General features: G+C 46.8%; 19 protein-coding genes. All 19 read left to right on the top strand.

The genetic code is table 11. The features are described from left to right. Positions 1-41 precede the first annotated feature (41 nt). The 19 genes from hisD (at position 42) to rapZ (ending at position 22,998) form a co-directional block, all read left to right on the top strand. Entirely contained in the window at positions 42-1,346 is a 1,305-nt protein-coding gene (gene hisD / locus ABIE27_RS25135; RefSeq protein WP_429351814.1) for a histidinol dehydrogenase, read from the top strand. After that, complete coding sequence (gene hisB / locus ABIE27_RS25130; protein WP_123066153.1) at positions 1,339-1,980, top strand: imidazoleglycerol-phosphate dehydratase HisB; 642 nt, start codon at positions 1,339-1,341, stop codon at positions 1,978-1,980. Before hisD ends, hisB begins: the two co-directional genes overlap by 8 nt. A gap of 3 nt (positions 1,981-1,983) precedes the next feature. Then, on the top strand, positions 1,984-2,604 hold the full coding sequence (hisH, locus tag ABIE27_RS25125; RefSeq protein ID WP_123066154.1) for an imidazole glycerol phosphate synthase subunit HisH: 621 nt from the start codon (positions 1,984-1,986) through the stop codon (positions 2,602-2,604). A 158-nt stretch (positions 2,605-2,762) separates the two neighbouring features. Beyond that, the gene (gene hisA, locus ABIE27_RS25120) at positions 2,763-3,503 is read left to right on the top strand and encodes a 1-(5-phosphoribosyl)-5-[(5-phosphoribosylamino)methylideneamino]imidazole-4-carboxamide isomerase (protein ID WP_123066155.1); all 741 of its coding nucleotides are present in this window, start codon (positions 2,763-2,765) and stop codon (positions 3,501-3,503) included. Between the two features lie 23 nt (positions 3,504-3,526). Beyond that, positions 3,527-4,288, top strand: a complete 762-nt coding sequence (hisF, locus tag ABIE27_RS25115) for an imidazole glycerol phosphate synthase subunit HisF (protein WP_123066156.1) — start codon at positions 3,527-3,529, stop codon at positions 4,286-4,288. Position 4,289: 1 nt separating this feature from the next. Further along, positions 4,290-5,027, top strand: a complete 738-nt coding sequence (hisIE, locus tag ABIE27_RS25110; RefSeq protein WP_123066255.1) for a bifunctional phosphoribosyl-AMP cyclohydrolase/phosphoribosyl-ATP diphosphatase HisIE — start codon at positions 4,290-4,292, stop codon at positions 5,025-5,027. A 14-nt stretch (positions 5,028-5,041) separates the two neighbouring features. Continuing rightward, a complete protein-coding gene (gene hisJ / locus ABIE27_RS25105) occupies positions 5,042-5,881 on the top strand; it encodes a histidinol-phosphatase HisJ (RefSeq protein ID WP_123066157.1) in 840 nt (279 codons plus the stop codon). Between the two features lie 90 nt (positions 5,882-5,971). Then, the gene (locus tag ABIE27_RS25100) at positions 5,972-6,919 is read left to right on the top strand and encodes a ribose-phosphate diphosphokinase (RefSeq protein WP_090924777.1); all 948 of its coding nucleotides are present in this window, start codon (positions 5,972-5,974) and stop codon (positions 6,917-6,919) included. Between the two features lie 270 nt (positions 6,920-7,189). Further along, positions 7,190-9,451, top strand: coding sequence for a helix-turn-helix domain-containing protein (locus ABIE27_RS25095; protein ID WP_429351813.1), 2,262 nt, complete (start codon positions 7,190-7,192; stop codon positions 9,449-9,451). Between the two features lie 496 nt (positions 9,452-9,947). After that, positions 9,948-11,549, top strand: coding sequence for an extracellular solute-binding protein (locus ABIE27_RS25090; protein WP_123066159.1), 1,602 nt, complete (start codon positions 9,948-9,950; stop codon positions 11,547-11,549). A 113-nt stretch (positions 11,550-11,662) separates the two neighbouring features. Beyond that, positions 11,663-12,562, top strand: coding sequence for an ABC transporter permease (locus tag ABIE27_RS25085; RefSeq protein WP_123066160.1), 900 nt, complete (start codon positions 11,663-11,665; stop codon positions 12,560-12,562). Between the two features lie 75 nt (positions 12,563-12,637). After that, entirely contained in the window at positions 12,638-13,510 is an 873-nt protein-coding gene (locus ABIE27_RS25080; protein WP_123066161.1) for a carbohydrate ABC transporter permease, read from the top strand. Between the two features lie 55 nt (positions 13,511-13,565). Next, a complete protein-coding gene (locus ABIE27_RS25075) occupies positions 13,566-14,519 on the top strand; it encodes a sugar phosphate isomerase/epimerase family protein (protein ID WP_429351812.1) in 954 nt (317 codons plus the stop codon). A gap of 128 nt (positions 14,520-14,647) precedes the next feature. Next, on the top strand, positions 14,648-16,390 hold the full coding sequence (locus ABIE27_RS25070) for a hypothetical protein (protein ID WP_429351811.1): 1,743 nt from the start codon (positions 14,648-14,650) through the stop codon (positions 16,388-16,390). 206 nt (positions 16,391-16,596) lie between these two features. Continuing rightward, positions 16,597-18,339 (top strand): tetratricopeptide repeat protein, encoded by a 1,743-nt coding sequence (locus tag ABIE27_RS25065; RefSeq protein WP_429351810.1) that lies wholly within the window; start codon positions 16,597-16,599, stop codon positions 18,337-18,339. 190 nt (positions 18,340-18,529) lie between these two features. Beyond that, positions 18,530-19,489, top strand: a complete 960-nt coding sequence (trxB, locus tag ABIE27_RS25060) for a thioredoxin-disulfide reductase (RefSeq protein ID WP_123066167.1) — start codon at positions 18,530-18,532, stop codon at positions 19,487-19,489. Positions 19,490-19,652: 163 nt separating this feature from the next. Further along, the gene (locus ABIE27_RS25055) at positions 19,653-20,684 is read left to right on the top strand and encodes an AI-2E family transporter (RefSeq protein ID WP_123066168.1); all 1,032 of its coding nucleotides are present in this window, start codon (positions 19,653-19,655) and stop codon (positions 20,682-20,684) included. 411 nt (positions 20,685-21,095) lie between these two features. Next, the gene (locus ABIE27_RS25050) at positions 21,096-22,046 is read left to right on the top strand and encodes an ROK family glucokinase (RefSeq protein WP_123066169.1); all 951 of its coding nucleotides are present in this window, start codon (positions 21,096-21,098) and stop codon (positions 22,044-22,046) included. 52 nt (positions 22,047-22,098) lie between these two features. Then, entirely contained in the window at positions 22,099-22,998 is a 900-nt protein-coding gene (gene rapZ / locus ABIE27_RS25045) for an RNase adapter RapZ (RefSeq protein ID WP_090924789.1), read from the top strand. The last annotated feature ends 7 nt before the right edge of the window (positions 22,999-23,005 follow it).

Here is a 23,005-nt window from a genome sequence, read left to right as displayed (position 1 = left end):
TGACTATAGACAAAAAGTAGATACGTGAGGAGGTTGTACGGATGAAGATTGTATCAGCACGAGACTTTGATCTGAAACGGGAAGTGGAGTATGGTACACCGGAGCAAAATGAATCGGTACGGCGAATTGTCACAGATATTCGCCGGGAAGGTGATGCGGCCCTGCTGCGTTATACCGAGCAGCTGGACCGCACGACGCTGACGGCTGCGCAGCTGCGCGTGCCGCAGGAGGAGCTCCAGGCAGCGTATGCAGCCGTTGAGCCATCTTTTGTGACGGCGATTCGCCAAGCCGCCGTCAACATTCGTGCGTTTCATGAGAAACAGAAACGCAATTCGTGGATGGACTGGCAGCCGGATGGCAGTCTGCTCGGCCAGGTTATTCGGCCGCTGAAGCGAGTCGGCGTGTATGTCCCTGGAGGGAAAGCAGCGTATCCATCGTCGGTGCTGATGAATGTCATTCCGGCACAGGTCGCGGGCGTGCCGGAGATTGTGCTTGTTACACCGCCGGCGACAAACGGCGGTGAAGGAATTGACCCGTACATTCTCGTGGCTGCCGCGGAAGCGGGCGTGAACGAGATGTACCGGGTTGGCGGCGCACAGGCGATCGCCGCCCTCGCTTACGGCACGGAGAGCATTGCCCCGGTCGACAAGATCTGTGGACCGGGTAATATCTACGTGGCGCTCGCGAAGCGCGAGGTATATGGGGCGGTCGATATCGACAGTATCGCCGGGCCAAGCGAGATTGTGGTGCTCGCCGATGATACGGCGAACCCGGTGTATGTCGCCGCGGACTTGTTGTCGCAGGCGGAGCACGACGAGATGGCGTCGGCCATTCTCGTCACGAATTCGGCCTCGCTGGCGGAAGCTGTGCAGGCCGAGGTACAGCGGCAGCTGGATGTGCTGCCGCGGCGCGATATCGCTTCTGCTTCCGTGGAGCAGCATGGCGCGATTATTGTGGTCGATTCCATCGATGAGGGAATCGATGTCGTAAACCGGCTTGCACCAGAGCATCTGGAAATCATGGTGCAAGAGCCGATGGCTTACGCTGGCCGGATCGAGAATGCCGGTGCCATCTTCCTCGGGCCGTATAGCTCCGAACCGGTGGGCGATTATTTCGCTGGACCGAATCACATTATTCCAACGAATGGAACTGCCCGTTTCAGTTCACCCGTAGATGTGGACGATTTTATCAAAAAATCTAGCTTGATTTATTATAGTAAAGAAGCACTCTTGCAAAATGGAGCGGCTATTATCGAATTAGCCCGTCATGAGGGACTTGAAGGACACGCTCGTGCAATCGCTGTACGCTTAGAACAGGAAGGAAAGGCGGAATCGGACAATGGATAATCAGAATAAGAGTGCAGAACAGGGTGTAGAGCTTCAAAATAAAGGTGCAGTTCGCCAAGCAGAGGTTGACCGCAAAACGAACGAAACGAATATCCAGCTGTCATTCAACGTAGATGGCTCAGGACAATCAAATATTGAAACGGATGTACCGTTTCTGAACCATATGCTCGATCTGTTCACAAAGCATGGACAGTTTGATCTTAACGTACAAGCTCGCGGAGATATTGATATTGATGATCACCATACAGTTGAAGACATCGGGATTTGTCTTGGGCAGACGCTGTACCAGGCACTGGGCGATAAACGTGGTATTAAGCGTTATGCCAGCGTGTTTGTACCGATGGACGAAGCGCTCGCTCAGGTTATCATTGATGTAAGCAACCGTCCGCACTTTGAATACCGGGCTGAGTACCCGTCACAACAAGTAGGCAGTTTTTCTACAGAGCTGGTGCATGAATTTCTGTGGAAACTGGCGCTCGAAGCGCGGATTACACTACATGTCATTGTGCACTATGGTCAGAATACACACCACATGATCGAAGCAGTCTTCAAAGCTCTCGGACGTGCACTGGATGAAGCAACGATGATCGATCCACGGGTAACTGGCGTGCCCTCCACGAAGGGAGTGCTGTAGACGATGGCGATTGCAATTGTCGATTACGGTATGGGGAACCTGCACAGCGTCGGCAAAGCGGTCGAACGTCTTGGCTATGAAGCGCTAGTCACGGGTGATCGAGAAGCTATTCTTGCCGCGGATGGCGTTATTCTGCCGGGGGTTGGTGCTTTTGGTGATGCGATGGTGCATTTGCGGGAGACGGGTCTGGATGTGGTCGTTAAAGAAGCGGCTGCTGGAACAAAACCGCTCCTTGGCATCTGTCTGGGAATGCAGCTGCTATTCAGCTCCAGTGAGGAGCATGGCGAGCATGAAGGACTGGACATTTTACCGGGAAAAGTAGTGCGTTTCTCACGAAGTGAACTGAAGGTTCCTCATATGGGGTGGAACCGTTTGGAATTTTTACATCCTGAAAATCCGCTCTTCGCGGGTCTGGATGCAGGGCATGTTTATTTTGTACACTCGTATCATGCACTTACCGAAAACAAGGGTGATCTGCTCGCCGTTACGGATTACGGACATCCCGTTACAGCGATTGTAGGTAGAGGCTCGAACTTCGGCATGCAGTTCCATCCTGAGAAGAGCGGTGAACTTGGCATGAAACTGCTGGGCAATTTCCTGTCTTTGACGGAAGCATCAGTATAACTTCAATATAAGTCTAATTCTTATCGCTGTTATTCCAGTAAGCTGCGTGTATTGTTATATTTATCTAAAACAAAATCAGGTTTAAATATATTATTCAACTTGAAGTTACATGAAAGTTAAACCGAATCTCAATCGAATCTACACTTAGGAGGACTTGTATGTCATCTTTTATCTTATACCCGGCAATCGATATCCGGGACGGCAAATGTGTAAGACTGGTGCAGGGAGATTATAATCAAGAGACCGTGTACAACGATGACCCGGTTCAGGTTGCGCTTAACTGGGAAAAGCAAGGCGGTACATACGTTCATCTGGTGGATCTGGATGGTGCCAAAGCAGGACACCCGGTTAACGATGAGCTGATTGGACGCATTGCATCCGCAGTGAATGTACCTGTGCAGGTTGGCGGCGGGCTTCGTACAGTCACTGACGTTGAGCGTTTATTGGGACTGGGTGTTAGCCGATTAATTATCGGCACAGCGGCGATTGAGGATCGTGCCTTTACAGAAGAAGTATTGGGACGTTACGGAGATAAAGTAGCGATTGGTATCGATGCGCGGGGCGGATATGTTGCCACTCGTGGATGGCTTGAAACCTCTGAGGTACAGGCTGAAGTGCTCGCGAAGGAACTTGCTGCTTATGGAGCGGAAACGTTTATCTTTACGGACATTTCCCGTGACGGTATGATGCAGGGACCGAATGTTGAGGCGATCGTTTCTCTTGCCAAAGCGAGCGGACGGACAGTTATTGCTTCTGGCGGTGTTAGTGTAATGGATGACCTGCTTCGTTTGAGTCGTCATGCAGATGACGGTGTTGGCGGAGCCATTGTAGGTAAAGCTTTGTATACGGGCAGTATTGATCTTGCTGACGCGGTGAGTTTGGTTAACAAGAACGGATAATCGAGTAGAGAGGAAGAAACAGTATGCTGGCAAAAAGAATCATTCCCTGTCTGGACGTGAAGGACGGCCGGGTCGTTAAAGGCGTGAACTTCGTCAATCTCCGCGATGCGGGTGATCCGGTAGAGCTGGCGGCACTGTACGACCGCGAAGGCGCGGACGAACTCGTATTTCTCGATATCTCCGCATCGGTGGAGGGCCGTGAAACGATGGAGGAAGTCGTAAGACAGACAGCAGGCGAAATTGCCATTCCGTTTACGGTAGGTGGCGGGATCTCCAAAGTGGAGGACATGAAGCGAATTTTGCGTGCAGGTGCGGACAAAATCGCGGTTAATACAGCAGCCGTACTTAATCCACAGATCATTGCGGATGGCGCACGCCGCTTTGGCTCGCAATGTATCGTGGTGGCTATTGATGCCAAATATAACGAGGCTTGGGGTGAGTGGGAAGTGTACACCCACGGCGGACGGAAACCATCTGGCATCAAAGCACTGGAGTGGGTTAAACAAGCCGAAGAACTGGGTGCAGGCGAAATTCTGTTAACCAGTATGGATGCAGATGGTACAAAGGACGGTTTTGATCTGAAGCTGACCGCAGCCGTTTCGGAGTCGGTGAGCATTCCTGTTATTGCATCAGGCGGTGCAGGCAAGGAATCCCACTTCTATGATGTATTCACAACAGGCAAAGCGGACGCAGGCCTGGCTGCAACCATTTTTCACTATAAAGAAATTGGCGTACCGGCATTAAAACAACAATTAAGAGAACAAGGGGTGGAAATCCGTGACTAAAGTGAGTGATGAAATCAAGGAACAGCTCTCCTTGGAGCAAGTTGTGGAGCACATCCGCTGGGATGAAGGATTGGTTCCTGCGATTGTACAGGATGTAGATACCCGTGAAGTATTAATGATGGCCTATATGAACCGTGAATCCCTCAAGTTATCACTTGAATCCGGTGAGACTTGGTTCTGGTCACGTTCGCGTCAGGAGCTATGGAATAAAGGAGCGACTTCGGGTAATGTACAGAAGATCGTTTCCTTAAAATATGACTGTGACGGCGATACATTGCTGGTTGAAGTGAAACCGAAGGGGCCGGCATGTCATACAGGTGCGGTGACCTGTTTTCACAATGAAATTATCGGGTTGTCATCAAATGAAACGGAACAAGATACCCAAAAAGAAACAGGAAGCGCTGCAGACTCCGGCACGATCTCTCCCTCTAACGCGGAAAGCCGATTTGAGGTTCTGGCTGAACTGGAATCCGTCATTGCTGAGCGTGAGCGCGAACGCCCAGAAGGTGCGTATACCACGTATCTGTTTGATAAAGGTGTCGATAAAATCCTGAAAAAGATCGGTGAGGAAGCTTCCGAGACGATTATTGCTGCAAAAAATAAAGACAATGACGAGCTGCGTCTTGAAGTCAGTGACCTGATGTATCACTTGCTCGTATTGCTCCAAGAGCGAAAGTTGCCGCTGGATGACATCATGTCTGAACTGAGTCGCCGCCATGAACGGCCGCGCCGCGACTAGGAGGCGAACACTGCATGCGCATAGACTACCATACCCACCATGAACGTTGCGGACATGCTGTTGGCAAGCTTGAAGAATACGTACAGCGCGGGATAGAGATCGGTTTGTCCCAGATTGGGCTTTCCGATCATATGCCGCTATTGCATGTAGATCCCGCTCAATATTATCCGGAGATGGCTATGCCTATGGATGAACTGCCACGATATGTCGAGGAATGTTTCACTTTGAAGGAACGGTACCGCGGGCAGATTGATGTCCGTGTCGGGCTTGAAGGGGATTATATTGAAGGCTTTGAATCACAAATTCGCTCGATCATTGAACGTTATCCATGGGATTATGTGATCGGCTCTGTGCATTTCCTTGGGGAGTGGGATATTACTGATTTCCGGCAGACCCATCATTGGGAAGGCAAGGATATTCTTGAAGTGTACCGTCAATATTATGATGCTGTAAGCAAGGCGGCGGCAACACGGATGTATGATATTATTGGACATGCGGACGTGATCAAACGTTTTGGATATGAGCCTTCACCTGAGCAAAAGGAGGAACGCATTGCACTGGAGGATGCGGCCCTGCAAGCTATTGCAAAAAGTGGCTGTGCTATGGAACTGAATGCATCAGGCTTGTCCAAGCCATGTGCAGAGATGTTTCCAAGCCAGAGAATGCTGACAGAAGCAATTCGTCTGGGCATTCCCCTTACATTGGGCTCGGATGCACATGACCCACTGAAACTAGGAGATCATTTGCCTGAAGCGGAGGCACTTCTACATGAGCTCGGCTGTAAGCAAGTAGCTGTGTTTGAAGGCCGCCAGCGTTCGTTCATTCCTTTAAATGTAGACAACAGTGGAGTATAATAAGGGTAAAATAACCTTTTATACGAGTTGGATTTTCCAACTTAACTATACAAGGAATTATGATCGGGGATAAACCCGCGGGAGGGCATTATGCAGCATTCGTTACGTATTTTTTCCGGTTCATCTAACCCTAAGCTTGCAGAGCAGGTCTGTGACAAGCTGGGAGTACAACTGGGTAAGATTAAACTGTCCCGGTTCAAGAGCGGAGAAATATACGTTCATTACGAAGAAACAATCCGCAATTGTGATGTGTTTTTGATACAGTCTTTGTCTCATCCAATCAATGAACTGTTTGTCGAGTTGCTTGTTATGATTGATGCGGCAAAACGAGCTTCAGCGCGCACGGTAAATATTATCGTTCCGTATTACGGTTATGCCCGTCAAGAACGGAAGTCGGCTCCACGTGAGCCCATCTCGGCCAAGATGGTTGCAGATGTATTAACGACAGCGGGAGCAAGCCGGGTGGTTACAATTGACCTGCATGCGGCTGCAATTCAGGGATTCTTCAACATTCCAGTGGATCACATGACGTCACTGGACTTAATCAGCGAATACCTGCTTAGCAAAGAGATCAAAAACCCGGTTGTGGTTTCTCCTGATGCAGGACGGGCATCGATGGCGGAGAAGCTGGCGAATCGTCTGGATTCACCTTTTGCCATTATGATCAAGAAACGTCCAAGTCATAATGAATCGATCATCACACATGTCATTGGTGACGTTGAGGGACGAACACCGATTATTATCGAGGATCTGATCGATACGGGTACAACGATTGTGAATGTAGTGGAAGGTTTGAAGGAACGCGGTGCAGAGAATGCATATGTTTGCGCAACTCATGGCTTGTTCTCGGATGGAGCAGTAAGCAAACTAAATCATCCATCCATTACGGAGGTTGTGGTAACAGACTCCATTGCGTTGCCGGAGGATCACCCGGATTGTTTTAAAGTATTACCCGTTGCGCCAATGCTCTCACGAGCTATCCGCATTATTGTTGATGGCGGCTCTATGGCCACACTGTTTAAGGATTCCGGTATTTGATTTTTTCGTACGATATACGGGTACATTCAACCCAATCTTTTTTTCATGTTCCGTGTCTGAGTGCAATCTGCTCAGCGCGGTATTTTTGTTTTGGCCCCACCTATTCAATTCTGTGTTTGCTGTGTGATCGCTTGTGATATAATAACTATAAATATATAGAAATGATAGCGTTTTTATTTTAGATGCATCTGGAATGAATTTGTTACGGATACTAAACAGTAGAACCACGGCTGTAGGATACTGACATCGTGGAGTGAGGAGTGGGGTCTATTGTCGCGCACGTGGTATTACCGATTACTCTTTTCGTATTTTCCTATATTTTTCTTTACGATGACGATACTCATTTTTAGTGCTTTTGTCTTTATTAATGATATTTCCAAAGAAGAAACCCGGAAGGCTGATCAGATATCTTCCAGTTATCTTGCGACTACGCTGGATCATACGATTCGGGATATTGAACTGGCTGTGACAGAGAAAGTGCAGTATGAGCCAGCGTACAGGCTTTATTTTAGCGAAAATAATCCAAACAATTCGGATACGGTATATACCATAGCCCAAAACTTACGTGAAATGATTAATTCTTCTTCATGGATTCAGTCCATATATTTATATGACAAGGAGCATCAACGGGTTATAACGCTAAGCGGTTCAAGAGACGTAGGAAGCTTCTCGGATAAGGCATGGATCGATCGAATTCTAAGCGGAGCAACGGGTCAAGGCTGGCAGCATGTCCGAGAGATGGAACCGGAAGAATTCCAAAGGACCCCTGTCCAAGTGTTAACGGTAAATAAAGAAATGCCACTGCCTTTTGGCTCAGAAGGTGTGTTGGTCATCAATATCAAGATGAGCAGTATCAAGCAGAGTGTCGATAGCATGGTCAATGGAAAGCTCTCCTTCTTGACGATAACCGATCAGGAGGGCAGGGTTATCTATAATGCGCATTCCGATAAGGAGAGTGCACTCGAAGGTACCAAGTTAAACGAACTACCTTTGCAACGATTGGGATGGACACTTACTAGCGGCATCAAAGCAGGTAATTTGTTTGGTTGGGTGTCTGTTGTTTCTTATGTCTGGGTAGTCATTGCAATCTTGACGGTAATCTGTGCAATTATCTATATCGTGTATGTGACCCGGCGGAACTACAAGCCAATTCAAATCATCATGAATCGGATTGAATCTCAACAGATCAAGGCGTTTGAACAATCCGGTGCTCGTATGGATGAGATGAAGATGATTGATGGTGTACTTGAAAATCTGATCAATCATATGATGGATTATGATAAAAAGAGTCGTGAAAATGTGCTTATGCAGCGGAGTAAGCTGTTTAGCGCTTTGCTTCAAGGTGAGCACGTGGATAATGCAGCTGGGCAACTGTACGAGGTATCTCCATTTGATGGAGCCCATGAGGCTTCCCGTTTTATTGTGGTCGTTGGGGATATTAACCGCTATGAGAAGGGGTTTCAGGAGAAGTTTACCAGAGGTGAACAAAACACACTTAAGTTTGCCCTGATGAATGTACTACAGGAGCTTTCTCGGGATACGAAAGTCCAATGCTGGACAGAATGGATCAGTGCAGATCGGATTGCTATTCTTTTCTTTTCGAAGGAAGAAACGCAGCAGGGGCAGGATTTAGCCAAACAGATCCGATTGGTTGCTGAGGAATGTAAATCCTGGGTAGAGCAGAATCTGCGAATTTCCCTCAGCTTTGGCATTGGACCTGTTGCAGAAGGAATTGGGGCGATCCATCAATCGTTTACAGCCGCTGAAGCGGTGATGCAGCGTAAGCTGCTGATGAATGGTGATGTGGGTGAAGCAGAGGCAAGCGAGATGCAGCATCCATTGCTGGAGACCTACACGTATTTGCAGATGATTGCAGACTTTGTCAAACGGTTCAGAATGTCGAGCGGACAGTGGAGAGAGCAATTGGAGGATATCTTTAAGGAGTTTGAGCGAAATAAACTGCCAGATGATGAGATCCGTTCCCTGATTCAGGCGATGCTCCAAATGCTCAGCCGCGAAGTTTCTATGATGTCGGAAGGGTTACAGAAAGAGCTGTCTGAAGAAAACATCAACAATTGGCTGAAAGCGATGGAAGAAGCAGAGTCGCTGGATGATGTTAAGGTGCTGTTATTCGATAGTCTTACCGATCTGTTCCGGACATACGTTGCGGTTACGGAAACGAAGAGCTACAAAGCGATGGTTAATGAAATGAAAAAGTATATCGAGGAGCAGTTCACCAATCCAGATCTGTCGCTTAAACATCTGAGTGACCGTTTTCAGATTTCCGGAAAGCATGCCAGCTATTTGTTTAAGACCGAATTCAACATGAAATTTGTTGACTTTGTGACCGACCTTAGGATGAAAGAAACAGAGAAGTTGTTGCTAGAAACAGATTATTCCTTACAGGATATTGCTTTGAAGGTCGGTTATGCGAACGGGATTACACTCGGTCGTGTGTTCAAGCGGGTCACAGGGATTACTCCTGGAGATTATCGTCGGATGAAGAAAGATCCAAAGATAGCGGATGAGTGAGTTTGGTCAAAATTCTAGGAGTTAAAACGAATGATTGTGTTAGTTTTTCCTACATGACAAAAGAGAGGTTTTCTAAATTCAGGGTGAATTATTGCAACGAGTCTCCAGAATCTATGGAGATATCACATGCAATGATTCACCTTATTTTGTTTATTTGACATCGCCAAAAATGAAAGCGCTTGAAAAATTTTGAAATATACATGATACTTTCATCACCATGTCAGAAGATGTTCCACCATTACATCGGCATGTTATTTACGAATTTAGTCAGTGTGGGAAAATGGTTTATCTATACCTTACACATAAAGAGTAGAAGAGTGCTGTTAAAGCCTGATACCATAAGGTTTTCGGGCATTTTGGCAGTCTGCGAAAATAAGCGTAGGAGGCAAACCGAAACTCTTTTACTGATGTACCCGAATTTAGTCAGTTGTCTGGGATCACAATAGTATGGAATACTCAGAGCAAGCTTTAAAACATTCACGTAAAGCCAAAGGGGATGAACAGAATGACAAGAAAAGGGAGTCTAAAGAAGTTAATGGGTTTGGCACTTACAGCAGTAATGGGTGTCTCACTACTTGCGGGGTGCGGATCTTCAGACAACAAATCAGCAGAGGGCGGAGCAGCTGGTGATGGAAAACGCGTCACATTAAAGGTGGAGCTTTTCGACCGTGGTAACACCCCATCGCCTTACACGATCACGAACAGCTATCTCACAAAGATGATTCAAGAGAAGTTCGGCGATCCCAACAACATTGATGTACAATTTGTTCCTGTTCAACGTTCCGAGGAAGTGACGAAGCTGAACGTCCTGATGGCAAGTGCCTCAGATGTTCCAGATGTTGTCTTTGTTTACGACTCTACTGTGTTTTACCGTTATGCACAGCAGGGAGGTCTTACAGATGTAGGTGATCTGATTAATCAGTATGGACCGAATCTGAAGAAATTCCTGGGTGAAGATACTCTAAAGTTTGGACAATTAGAAGGAAAGCAGTTTGCTATTCCGGGTAAACGCGCCATCACAGGCCGTTACAGTTCTTATATCCGTCAAGATTGGTTAGATAAGCTTGGAATGCCAGCACCTAAGACGACGGATGAGTTGTACACAACATTGAAAGCATTCAAGGAAAAAGATCCGGCGAACCGAGGAAGCAAAAACATCCCTATGGGCTTTGCGCTTGCACCAGCTCAGTATGAGACACTGATCTATTCCTTTATCAAACCTGTAAGTGGCGACAAGACATACGGCCAACGTTATGAATTGCCGCTCCACGAGGGATTCAAAGAGTCCATGCAATTCCTGAATAAACTTTACAATGAAGGTCTGATCAGTAAAGATTTCAGTTTGGATAAAGACAAAACGCAACTGAATAAAGATATTCAAAATGGTAATGTAGGCTTCTGGTCTGAAGATGCTGATGCTATGTTCGGTAAAGAGGCTACAATGGATCTCATGCGTAAAAATGTAAGCGACGGCAAAGTTCTGCCACTAGATGCGTACACTAACCCGAACGCAGATAACAAACACATCAAGTCACGTTATGGTTCAAATGGTTTGTTCATTATGATTCCGAAAAGCAGTGAGCGTGCCGTGGAAGCAGTTAAATACCTGGATTGGATGGCGTCTGACAACAATCTGATGGATATCATCAGCGGTGTGAAAGGCGAGAACTATGATCTGGTAGACGGTATCCCGGTTGCAAAAGAAGATACAGCTCAAGAAGCAGCAGATCGTTTTTATAACGCAAATGATTTTGCAATTATCTCCAACGGTAAAAACATCGGAGATCAAGCTACAAACGAAAAAGCATGGATTCTGGGTTACCCTAAAAATAACCAAGAGCTGTTGAAGCAATCTCTTGAGATTGCAAACACAGATACAGTAGGACCAATCATCTTTGATAAACCGATTGCTGCCGAGATGAAGTATGGAACCACACTTAATGACAAGCTTGATGTCATTATCGTAAAAACCGCTATGGCAAAACCAGCTGATTTCGAGTCTGTGTATGAAAAGGAAATGGCTGATTACATGTCCTTGGGCGGTAACGATTTGAAGAAAGAGCTGGAAGAAGCTTTGCAGAGTATGGGTGGAAAGTAAGACCTAGTACGCTTGGATAATATTAAAATAACCATACAACTGTTTCGAATTAGAAAGAACGTGTGCCGCCGGATAGGCGGCACAAACGTTTCTTATGATAGGGGGAAACCGTCTTGAACCTCACATATTTGAAAAGATATTGGCAATTATACGCATTGATTTCTCTGCCTATAATCTACTTTTTAATCTTCCGTTACGGACCGATGTACGGTGTCCAGATCGCCTTTAAAGATTTTAACCTGTTTCAGGGTATCAACGGTAGTGAATGGATCGGTTTCGATGCTTTTCGCGAGGTATTTGCAATGCCCGATTTCTACACCACATTACGCAATACGTTTATGCTGAATTTTCTTGATCTGATCGTTTCATTCCCTGCTCCAATTATTCTGGCCATTATGCTCTATGAGGTAAGATTCAAATGGTTTAAGAAAATCTCACAAACCATTCTGTACATTCCTCACTTTATCTCTTGGGTTATCATCGGAGGGATTGTGTACCAATTGTTTGGCAATCAATCCGGTATGGTAAACGGTCTACTGCAGAGCATGGGATTTGATTCCGTCCCGTTTTTGACAGAAAAAAATCCATGGCTTGTTACTTACCTGTTCACAGGTGTGTGGCAAAGCGCTGGGTGGGGAACCATCTTATATCTGGCTGCATTAACCGGCGTGAACAAGGAGTTGTTTGAGGCAGCTGAGATTGATGGTGCAACGCGGCTGAAGAGAATCTGGCATATTACATTGCCAAGTATTAAACCAACGATTGTTACCTTGCTTATTCTTAACCTTGGAAATATGGTCAGCATCGGTTTTGACCGGCCTTATGTTATTGGTAATACGGCTGTTCGTGAATATTCCGATGTACTTAGTACCTTTGTATACAGAGTTGGTCTACAGTCTGGACAATACACACTTGCAACCGTTGTCGGCTTATTCCAGGCGGTTGTCGGATTGATCTTTGTTCTCGGTTCCAACTATCTCTCGAAGAAAACAACAGGTGAAGGAATTCTCTAATTCCAGAACAATAGTGAAATGTACGTCAAGTGACTTGTTGTACGTATAGACCATCAGTAAAGGAGTTGTGCAAAGATGAGTGACCGCACCTCGAACCGGATTTTTGACATTGTCAATGTCACCTTTATTTCATTGTTTGTACTGTTCTGTCTTGCTCCGTTCTTACACACGATTGCGATATCACTTAGTTCAAACCGGGCCATAACGTCAGGTGAAGTAACGATTTTTCCAAAAGAGTTCTCTTGGGATGCATATGGTCAAGTATTTTCGGATAACTCCATGTTGTATTCACTAGGATTTACAGCGCTTCTTACGATTGCAACAACGGTACTCTGTCTGTTGTTTACCATTGCTGCAGCGTATCCTTTGACGAAGAAAAATTTAAAGGGCCGCAAGCTGTTTATGTACATCATTATTATTACGATGTTCTTCAGCGGCGGGATTATTCCTGAGTATTTGTTGATTCGTGACCTGCATTTGATGAACTCGGTTTGGGCATTGATTTTACCAGGGTTGGTTAGTCCATTTAACTTGATTATCCTGATCTCCTTCTTCCGCGGAATACCGGATAGCCTAGAAGAGTCCGCCGAGATTGATGGAAGCTCTCATGTGCACACGCTCTTCAAAATCATTTTGCCGCTGTCTATGCCGGTACTTGCTACACTTGGTCTGTTCTATGCGGTTGGACGGTGGAATGGTTTCCAGGATTCCCTGATGTACATCACAGATCCGAAGTTATATCCTTTGCAATTAAAGCTCTTTCAAATGGTGCAGAACAACATGATAACTGACCTCACATTGCTGGAGGGTGCTAGCCGTACAAGATTAACACCAGAGAGTCTTAAAGCTGCAGCGGTTGTCTTTGCAACAGTACCGATCCTGCTCGTATATCCATGGTTACAAAAGTATTTTGTTAGTGGCGCAATGCAAGGAGCAATTAAAGGTTAATTCGTAGTCCCCATACACGCAAACATCACAATCGGGGAAGGAGAAGGAATAGTATATGCAGGGAAGAGACAAGGGAGAATACTCATTCTCGACATGCTGGAATATCAGGAGACATCCTGTAGGTGAGGACATGATTCGGGAGATCGCAGAGCTCGGCTTTCGCCGGGTAGAACTTAACTATAACGTAACAAAGGAAATGCTCGCAACGATTGAGCCGATGATCGAGCGCGGAGAGATCGGAGTGTCCAGTGTACACAATACCTTCCCTCATGATCCTGATCCTGACTATGGGACGGATTCCGTGTTGCTTGGCTTTGAGGATGAAGCGAAGCGCAAGCGGGCGATTGATCTGCTGGTCGAATCGGCTGAATATGCACATCGTTATGGAGGAGAGGCAGTCGTTGTGCACCCAGGTGAGGTGCCCTTTCCGCATGATGTCAGCAAGGACCTGGAGAAGCTTTACAGGGAGGAAGGCACGGACTCTCCGCATTATCAGAGCAAATGGGCGGAGTTCATGGAGCGGCGGGATGCCCTGAGTGCAGGGTATATTGAGAAAATTATCATCAGTCTGGATGAAGTTTGCAACCGGGCGGTATCCAAGGGACTGGATGTCCGTTTTGGGATCGAAACTCGCTCCAGACCGCAACAAATTCCTACACTTGCCGAAGCGAAGACGATCATTCAGGCTCTTAAAGGAGCTCCGGTAGGCATCTGGTACGATACAGGGCATGCGATTATGATGGATCGATTGGGACTTTACGACAGTGTTGGTGAGATGCAGGGGCTCATGGATGATATCGTAGGTGTTCATATCCATGAAACGCTGGGATTATCTGATCATTGGTGCCCATATGTGCACAGTAAGGATATGCACTTTTATGATGCGTACCTCCCTATGATCCGTAAAGCACAGGTGAAGGTATATGAACTGAAGTCAGCTTGTGAACCGGAAGCAATTCACGAAAGTCATGATTTGCTGATGCAGAAACTTGCGAGTTTGGAAGCATAGTTTAGACAAAGTGATAAGATCGGTTGGCTTGGGCTGTTAAGCGCACAGCCTGCTGATCTTATCTTTTAAATAGGACTGGATTTGTATGAGTTGACGCTATTGATGGATGGGACGGAGGGGGAATGTAGATGTATAGAGAAATGGTAGAAAGTAATGACAGAGCCACTGAACGAGGTGTAGAGCGGCAGGTTCTTGATCCGGAAAGTCGTTACTATGGTGGAACAATTGATCCTTTTTCAGGTGTGGCTTGGGTTAACCATACGACGGGAACACCTACAGATATGTGTTTTTGGGGAGCGGCTCTTTCTAATCCGGATTCAACATATTATCGTGACGAGGCTCTGTTAGAGAGACTTCGGCTAGCGAGTGAGTTTGTGCTCCGTCATCAGCACAGTGATGGATCGATATCACCTGGTTGGACCAACTATCATTCTCCGCCAGATACTGCTTTTGTTGTCGTAGGGTATTCGCAGTTATATCAACTTTTGAACCAACAGGATTGGGCACCACTGAAGCCTGTGCTTGATAATATGCGACTGTTTCTGGAACGGACGATTCCAGTCATGTTAACGGGAGGCTGTCACACACCAAACCACCGCTGGGTTTTGTGTGCCGCACTTGGGTTTCTGCATGAGATCTTTGGTATAGAGGAAGCGGTGCAACGTGCGGAGCAATGGCTGGCAGAAGGGATTGATATTACCCCTGATGGGGAGTGGACCGAACGAAGCAACGGGATCTACAATGCGGTGAGTGATATTATGTTGATTCATGCCGCGCGGTTGTTGAACCGTCCTGAATTGCTGGAGCCAGTACGTTTGAACCTTCGCATGATGGTATATCTCGTACATCCTACAGGTGAAATTGTGACCGATTATTCAGGCCGCCAGGATCTGGGCAGTAAACATGGCTTGTCATCCTATTATTTGCCCTATGCAATTATGGCCAAACTGGATCAAGATCCGATTTTTGCAGGTATGGCTGCTTGGGCAGACAGCGATTTGACAGATCCAGGCGTGTGTTCGGTGAATGCTCTTGTGCGATTGTTGCTGGAGCCTGAGCTTCAACAGACCACTGGAACAACGGATGCGCTCCCGAGTCAATATGAAGTGATGATGAATGAGCATTTTGGACGGGAACGTTATGTGAGCCAAATGGAGAACGTAGGCCATCATGGACGAATCTCGCACAGCCGCATGCATACGGATTTTGGCGCTCCTGTCGCCCGAATCCGTGATGGAGAGACCAGTGTAACTGTCATGACAGAGGTAGCTCCATTTTTTGCACTTCGTCACGGTGAGGTACGTCTGCTCGCGGTTCAGTTAGCGTCTTACTTCAATCCGGGATATGTACCGATGCAAAATATGACGCGGCTGCCTCAGGGATATCGATTGACTGGGGAACAGAAGAAAGGCTATTACGGTCCTGTTCCTTCGGCTGATCTACCAGCCACAGCTTCCTCATCCATCAGCCCGTGGTATTTGCTTCCTCATCAGACTCGTACACTTACACATGAGCAGACATTCCGTGTTGGGGCCGAGGTAATGCAGACAGATCGCGGCTGGACGATGCATCTGACCGGTGAGGAACCACAGGATATCATGATGCAGTTATCCTTTGTATTTGGAAGTGAAGGAGAGCTTAGCTGTGGCGATGGCATAGAAACCACTGATGGTAGTATTCTGTGGAAAGGCGGCAAGCTACGTTACAGTTGCGGAGAAGATTGGCTTGAGATTGATGGAGGCGAGATGGGACATCTGGCAGCAACGGTGCGTGAAGCCAAAATGCCTGAGAATTGCAAAATTGTACTGGTTAATTTCATGACTCCATTCGATAAAACATTAGATATAACGCTTTCTCCGTCACTAGTATGAGGGGAAATCTCATTCTTTAAGTAGATGACACGGCTGGCTGATACTCTTTAATAAAGATGGTGTTTCATTCATAAATCGGATGAAATGCCATCTTTATTTTTTGTATTTTTTTCATAAACGACATGAAACTACATATAGCGAAGAGCGCCTAAAGATGTGGTATACTGAAGAGTATGAATGAAAACAAAGAGGAGGTGCCTTGCGAGATGAAGGGCAAGCTAGTGCGGACCGAGGGTCACCTTGCCAATATTATACCGATTCACTTGGATGCTTCTTTCTTTTTTGAAAGAGCTGTCCGCTCGCTGGACCGTAATCATGTCGACAAGGCATTGAAATATTTTCGTAAAGCTGTTGAGTACGAGCCGGAAAACCCGGTGAATCATTGTAATATGGCAGGTATTTTATCAGAAAAGGGAGACTATAAGGCTTCCAATGCCATTCTGGCTCATGTGCTGGATGAGGTTGACCCGTTGATGACGGAATGTTATTTCTATATGGCAAACAATTATGCCAACATGGATCAATTTGAGGAAGCCGAACGTGCGCTGGTCACCTATTTAGAGGAAGACACGCAGGGGCAGTTCATGACGGAAGCGGAAGAGATGATGGAGCTTTTGCATTATGAGCTGGATCGCCCAGCCAAATTAAACCGAATCAAGTCACGTCAGGGGGTTGTGGAGCACGATCAGGCACGTGAGTTACTGGAAGAAGGGAAGTTTGCCCAAGCCGCAGAACTGCTCGAAGGCATGTCGCCCGATTATCCGGATTATCTCGCTGCCCGTAACAATCTTGCTCTCGCCTATTATTATATGGGACTGTTCTCCAAAGCGAAAGAAACCATTGCTGAAGTGCTGGAACAAGAACCAGGCAATCTGCACGCACTTTGTAATCTGGCGATCTTTTACCAGAATGAGAATCGGACAGATCAAGTGCTATTGTTGATTAAAAAACTGCGTGTGATTGTGCCGTACCAGCACGAACAGGTGTACAAGCTGGCTACGACGATGGGGATTCTGGGCCAGCATGACGCCGCTTATATTCATTTTCGTCGGTTGCTCAAGGGTGAAGAGACCGCTGCTGATCCGGCACTGGCGCATTACGCAGCAGTTGCGGCCTTCAACACGGAACGGTATGACATGGCGAAGCGACTGTGGCATCATGTGAATAAGCTCGATCCAGGTTCCGAGGTGGCTCGTTATTATTTGGACGGCCTCGAGGCGGTACTTCAAGGTATGCAGGAGCCGAATAAGTTAAGCTATCACTACCACCTTCCTTTTGACGAGCAATTCAAGCAATGGGAGGATTACGGTAACGGCATTCCGGAAGAGATGAAAAATGATCCGTTGATTCGCTCATCGTTCTTCTGGGCATTGCGTCATGGGGATCAGGCAACCAAGTTGCAGGTTATTCATGCGCTTGGCATGATTGGAGATTACGAGGTGCAACAGGCCCTGCAATTGTTCATTAATGAACCTGGTGAAGAGTCTACCCTGGTCAAGGCAGCACAGGTCGTTTTGCATGATCTGCAACGTGCTGAACATCATGAATTGGATGCTAAAGTACCCCAAACACTCACTCCGGAGACTCTGAAATCTCTTCGTAAAGTGGGTAAGGCGGATGTCGCGGCGAATCATGCGGAAACGGGAGCAACTTCTCATTGGCAGGTTGTTGTTGATCGTGCGCTTCAGATGTCAGAGGCGAGAGCCGAACTACAGCACGAGATGGAGCGGATCTGGACAGACTATGTCTCCAGGGTATGCCCGGATCTGTCTGGTTCCAAACAGATTGAAGGATGGGCTGCAGGTCTGGAGTATCTGGCTTCCAAAAACCGTAGCCGACCCGTTACGTATCAAAGTATCGCTGAACGTTACGGTATATCTGCATCTACCGTAAGCAAATATGCGAGACAGCTCAACCAGATTTGTAGTGCAGCTCCGCCAAATCACTAGCTTCAGAGATATAGACTCGGTAAAACGTTGAAATTCAAGCTTGAAGCAAGGTTGTCCCTAAGCGAAGGATACATTAACCGGAAAAACGGGTAAACTTAACGAATAGGTCTCAAAATGCCTGTAGATACCATCTTGGCAAGTTATTCGCGACCATTACACATCTCAACCTGATGAAGGAGGCTGTATCTATATGTCTAAATACAGAACGATTGTGATCGGAACTGGGCCTGCGGGTCTGACAGCAGCGATATACCTGGCTCGTGCGAATCTGAAACCGCTGGTGATTGAAGGTCTTCAGCCGGGCGGTCAATTGACGACGACTACAGAAGTTGAGAACTTCCCGGGTTTTCCGCAAGGTATTATGGGGCCTGAGTTGATGGACAACATGCGCAAGCAAGCAGAGCGTTTTGGCGCTGAATTCAAGAACGGCTGGGTGGAAGAAGTTGATTTCAGTAAGCAGCCTTTTAAAGTAAGTGTGGGCGGTATCGGTGAGTTGGAAGCAGACTCCATCATTATCTCCACGGGTGCTTCGGCTCGTTATCTCGGTATTCCGGGTGAGCAGGAAAACGTAGGGCGGGGAGTAAGTACATGTGCAACATGTGACGGATTTTTCTTCCGCGGCAAGAAGATCGTTGTGGTGGGCGGCGGCGACTCCGCCATGGAAGAAGCGAGCTTTTTGACTCGTTTTGCCACGGACGTTACACTGGTTCACCGCCGGGATGAGCTGCGTGCATCCAAGATTATGCAGGACCGTGCGCGCAGCAACGAGAAGGTAAAGTGGGCTTTGAACCGTACACCGCTTGAAGTTGTTCCTGAAGCACTAGGTGTCAAAGGATTGAAAGTACGCAATAATGAAACGGGACAAGAAGAGCTGATTGAAGCAGACGGTGTGTTTGTTGCCATTGGTCACACGCCAAACACGGGGTTCCTAGGTAATGCCATTGCGCTGGATGACCATGGGTACGTTGTGGTGAAGCCAGGGACAACGGAAACAAATATTCCAGGTGTGTTTGCTTGTGGTGATGTTCAGGATACAAAATATCGCCAGGCCATTACAGCGGCAGGATCGGGTTGTATGGCGGCGATGGACTGTGAAAAATTCCTGGAGGGAAGCATCGTGCACGACTGGAGCGAAACATTGGATAAGTAATAAGCATGACTGTTTCAAAGCGTGGAATAAATTAACATAAGAGACAACGGGAAGTCTCATGAACTGAGAGAAGCCGGGGGGCTTCTCTTTTTTGAAACGATGGCGGGCATGATTTCGTATACATAAGGGGTAAATTAGCTGTGAGGTGAAGGTGTTGGGGGAAATGATAAAAGAGTGGCTTCATAATGCGACAGTTAGGCGTTTTTTGATCCTGCTGTTGTTCTGTTTAATTTTGTTCAGTATGGGGAGTATGCTTCATATGATTCTGCTGTTGTTCCTGGTGACTTACGTCATGAACAGGCTGCAGCATCTCATCACAAGAGGTTTGAATCGATTTTTTCCTATCAACTATAAAGTTGTGGTCATTCTGCTGTATATGATCGTGATTGCCGGGATTGTGCTCGGGATATCCAGATATTCACCGCGGATTGTGGATCAGGTTGTACAGTTAACCAACGAGATTATGAAGTTTCTCGACACGGCGGATGGTGATAATTTTGCCTCCAAGATCGCAGGTTATCTGCAGTCCTTCGACATTAAAAATTATACCAACGAAGCGCTGAAATACATCTTTGCCTTGAGCAAATGGCTGGAATTCATCCTGCTGGTTATTATTTTGAGCTTGTTCTTCCTGTTACAGAAAAAAGAAATCTATAAATTTACGTCCAAGTTCAAAACAAGTAAAATCGGCTGGTTTTATAATGAAGTGGCATACCTGGGCGATAAATTTGTATCTTCTTTCGGTAAAGTTATTGAAGCACAGTTGCTCATCGCCGTGTTTAATACGGTGCTGACGATGCTCGGATTGTGGATATTAGGTTACCCTTACCTGTTCGCGTTAACAATTATGGTCTTCTTGCTCAGTCTGGTGCCTGTAGCGGGGGTTATGATCTCCCTTGTGCCACTCTGTCTGATCGGGTATCAAATGGGTGGACTGCAGATGGCCATCATCGTGATCATTATGATCATCATTATCCATGCGCTGGAAACATATTTCCTGAATCCGAAGCTGATGGCGCACAAGACCAAGCTGCCGATGTTTTACACCTTTATCGTGCTGATTCTATCGCAGCATTTCCTCGGTATCTGGGGCTTGATTATTGGTATTCCGATCTTTGTCTTCATGCTGGACATTCTGGATGTCAACAAGATGGAGAAGACCGAAGAGCCTGTGCGCGTTGAGACAAAGCTGTAACTGATTTCCCAAAGTTCACTGAACAGTTGGAAAAAAGAATAAACGCCTCCAGTGCTTCGCTGGATGGCGTTTTTTTGTTATACCCGCACCTAAGGTGAAGGTATCACGAGTGATTTGGTAAGACATGTCATGAATGTCAGATGACCATTGTCATTTTGTATGAATGGAACGAGTGATAATGAAATATCATGAGTTGAGGCTACCCTTTCTATCAGGGAAGGAGGGAGCATGGCGTTTTAATAGATCAAGAGGAGGTTGTATGCGGATTCAAAAATGGTGTGTGATGTCGTTCACAACCCTGCCAAAGCATGTTGCGCATGAGGTCTTCTCGTCTTGACCCCGGCGTATCCTTCAATTATAGTTGGTACGTAGGACTTAAACTATTTTAGATAGATAAAGGTGGCTTGCAGCATGTCTGAGAAAATCTACGTTGGGGTCGATCTCGGCGGAACAGCAATCAAGGTCGGTATATGTGATGATCAAGGTCAGCTTATGCATACGTATGAAGGACCGACTGAAGTGGATCAGGGCGTTGACACGGTTATCGCCAACATCGAGAAGTATGTCCGTCATATCGTTGCCGAATCACCGTACAGCTGGGAACAGCTTGAGGGTGTCGGGGCAGGAGTTGCCGGTTTCACGAATGTACGCGAGGGGATTATTGTTCATGCTCCTAACATCGGATTTCGGAATGTAGCCATTCGTTCGGTTCTGGAAGAGCGTCTGGGCAAGCCCGTCAAAATAGATAATGATGCGAACGTTGCTGCTCTGGGTGAAGCTTGGGCTGGAGCCGGCAAGGGTGTAGACAATTGCGTATGCTTCACACTCGGTACAGGCGTTGGCGGCGGTCTCATCCTGAACGGTAAAATCTATCAAGGGTTTTCCGGTATGGCAGGGGAACTGGGTCACATCAGTGTTGTGCCTGATCTGGAAGCGATCAAGTGTGGTTGTGGTAAAATGGGATGTGTAGAGACGGTATCATCTGCAACAGGCATCATTCGTATGGCGAAGGATGCTGTAGAGCGTGGTGATCATACGTCCCTTGCTTTGGTAGACAAAATCGCTGCCAAGGAAGTATTTGATGCGGCTAAAGCGGGCGATGAAGTGGCATTGCGCATTGTAAACCGTGCGGCTTATTATTTGGGCAAATCCATGGCAACCGTAGCGGCTGTACTGAACCCGGAATTATTCATTGTTGGCGGTGGTGTATCCAAGGCAGGCGACTTCTTGTTTGATGAGATTCGAACTGTGTTTGCTCAACTGACTCCAGAACCGCTGCAACAAGGTGTTCAGATTTTGGAAGCTACGCTGGGTAATGATGCAGGTATCGTAGGCGCGGCAGGTCTCCTCTTACGTTCGTAGTAACTTTGTAACACGATATATCCGACAGCAATATGATAAGGAGGGGACATTTATGCTTGACGGTGAAGGCTCACCAGGCACAGGCGCCACGCTCATTATCATTACGGGCATGTCCGGAGCGGGTAAAACGATAGCTGTGCAGAGCCTGGAAGATCTAGGGTTTTTCTGCGTAGATAATTTACCGCCTGTTCTAATTCCTAAATTCGCGGAGTTGATTGAACAGTCGAATGGCAAGATCGGCAAGGTAGCCCTGGTCATCGATCTTCGGGGACGTGAATTTTTCACAGCATTGTCCGAGTCTTTAAATTATATCAAGGATCATTTTACGATTCACTGCGAAATTCTTTTTTTGGATGCAACCGATTCGGTTCTGGTTCAACGATACAAAGAGAGCAGACGCAGACATCCGTTAGCACCAGAAGGTATGCCGCTGGATGGCATTAAGCTGGAGCGCAAGATGCTGGAGGAGCTTAAAAATTCAGCAACTCAGGTGCTCAATACCAGCACCATGAAGCCTGCTCAATTGAAGGAGCGCATTATCTCGCGTTTCTCTCATTTGGAGAGCCAGATGTTGTCTGTGAATATAACGTCCTTCGGATTTAAATACGGTATTCCGATTGATGCGGATCTCGTATTTGATGTTCGTTTTTTACCAAATCCACATTATATTGATCATTTGCGTCCGAATACAGGACAAAATAGTGAAGTGTACGAATATGTTATGAAATGGCCTGAAACGCAAGCGTTTCTGACCAAGCTGCTGGATATGCTGCATTTTCTGATTCCGCAATACCGGAAGGAAGGCAAAAGCCAGGTTATTATTGGAATCGGCTGTACCGGAGGCAAGCATCGTTCGGTAGCAATATCGGAATATTTGGGCAAAATGCTGGGAAGCAGTGAGACTGAAGCTGTTACCGTAAGCCATCGCGACGCTGACCGGGACCGTCATTGAAGAGGGT

Source organism: Paenibacillus sp. 4624 (assembly GCF_050435065.1).
GTDB classification, from domain to species: domain Bacteria; phylum Bacillota; class Bacilli; order Paenibacillales; family Paenibacillaceae; genus Paenibacillus; species Paenibacillus amylolyticus_D.
This window is presented reverse-complemented; position numbering and strand designations above follow the sequence as displayed.

Bases quoted from the DNA above. Each gene is read 5' to 3' on its own strand.
- hisB (WP_123066153.1), top strand. From the start codon at position 1,339: ATGGATAATCAGAATAAGAGTGCAGAACAGGGTGTAGAGCTTCAAAAT.
- hisJ (WP_123066157.1), top strand. From the start codon at position 5,042: ATGCGCATAGACTACCATACCCACCATGAACGTTGCGGACATGCTGTT.
- ABIE27_RS25075 (WP_429351812.1), top strand. From the start codon at position 13,566: ATGCAGGGAAGAGACAAGGGAGAATACTCATTCTCGACATGCTGGAAT.
- ABIE27_RS25080 (WP_123066161.1), top strand. From the start codon at position 12,638: ATGAGTGACCGCACCTCGAACCGGATTTTTGACATTGTCAATGTCACC.
- ABIE27_RS25070 (WP_429351811.1), top strand. From the start codon at position 14,648: ATGTATAGAGAAATGGTAGAAAGTAATGACAGAGCCACTGAACGAGGT.
- ABIE27_RS25055 (WP_123066168.1), top strand. From the start codon at position 19,653: ATGATAAAAGAGTGGCTTCATAATGCGACAGTTAGGCGTTTTTTGATC.
- hisH (WP_123066154.1), top strand. From the start codon at position 1,984: ATGGCGATTGCAATTGTCGATTACGGTATGGGGAACCTGCACAGCGTC.
- hisA (WP_123066155.1), top strand. From the start codon at position 2,763: ATGTCATCTTTTATCTTATACCCGGCAATCGATATCCGGGACGGCAAA.
- trxB (WP_123066167.1), top strand. From the start codon at position 18,530: ATGTCTAAATACAGAACGATTGTGATCGGAACTGGGCCTGCGGGTCTG.
- ABIE27_RS25100 (WP_090924777.1), top strand. From the start codon at position 5,972: ATGCAGCATTCGTTACGTATTTTTTCCGGTTCATCTAACCCTAAGCTT.
- rapZ (WP_090924789.1), top strand. From the start codon at position 22,099: ATGCTTGACGGTGAAGGCTCACCAGGCACAGGCGCCACGCTCATTATC.
- hisF (WP_123066156.1), top strand. From the start codon at position 3,527: ATGCTGGCAAAAAGAATCATTCCCTGTCTGGACGTGAAGGACGGCCGG.
- ABIE27_RS25050 (WP_123066169.1), top strand. From the start codon at position 21,096: ATGTCTGAGAAAATCTACGTTGGGGTCGATCTCGGCGGAACAGCAATC.
- ABIE27_RS25090 (WP_123066159.1), top strand. From the start codon at position 9,948: ATGAACAGAATGACAAGAAAAGGGAGTCTAAAGAAGTTAATGGGTTTG.
- hisD (WP_429351814.1), top strand. From the start codon at position 42: ATGAAGATTGTATCAGCACGAGACTTTGATCTGAAACGGGAAGTGGAG.
- ABIE27_RS25065 (WP_429351810.1), top strand. From the start codon at position 16,597: ATGAAGGGCAAGCTAGTGCGGACCGAGGGTCACCTTGCCAATATTATA.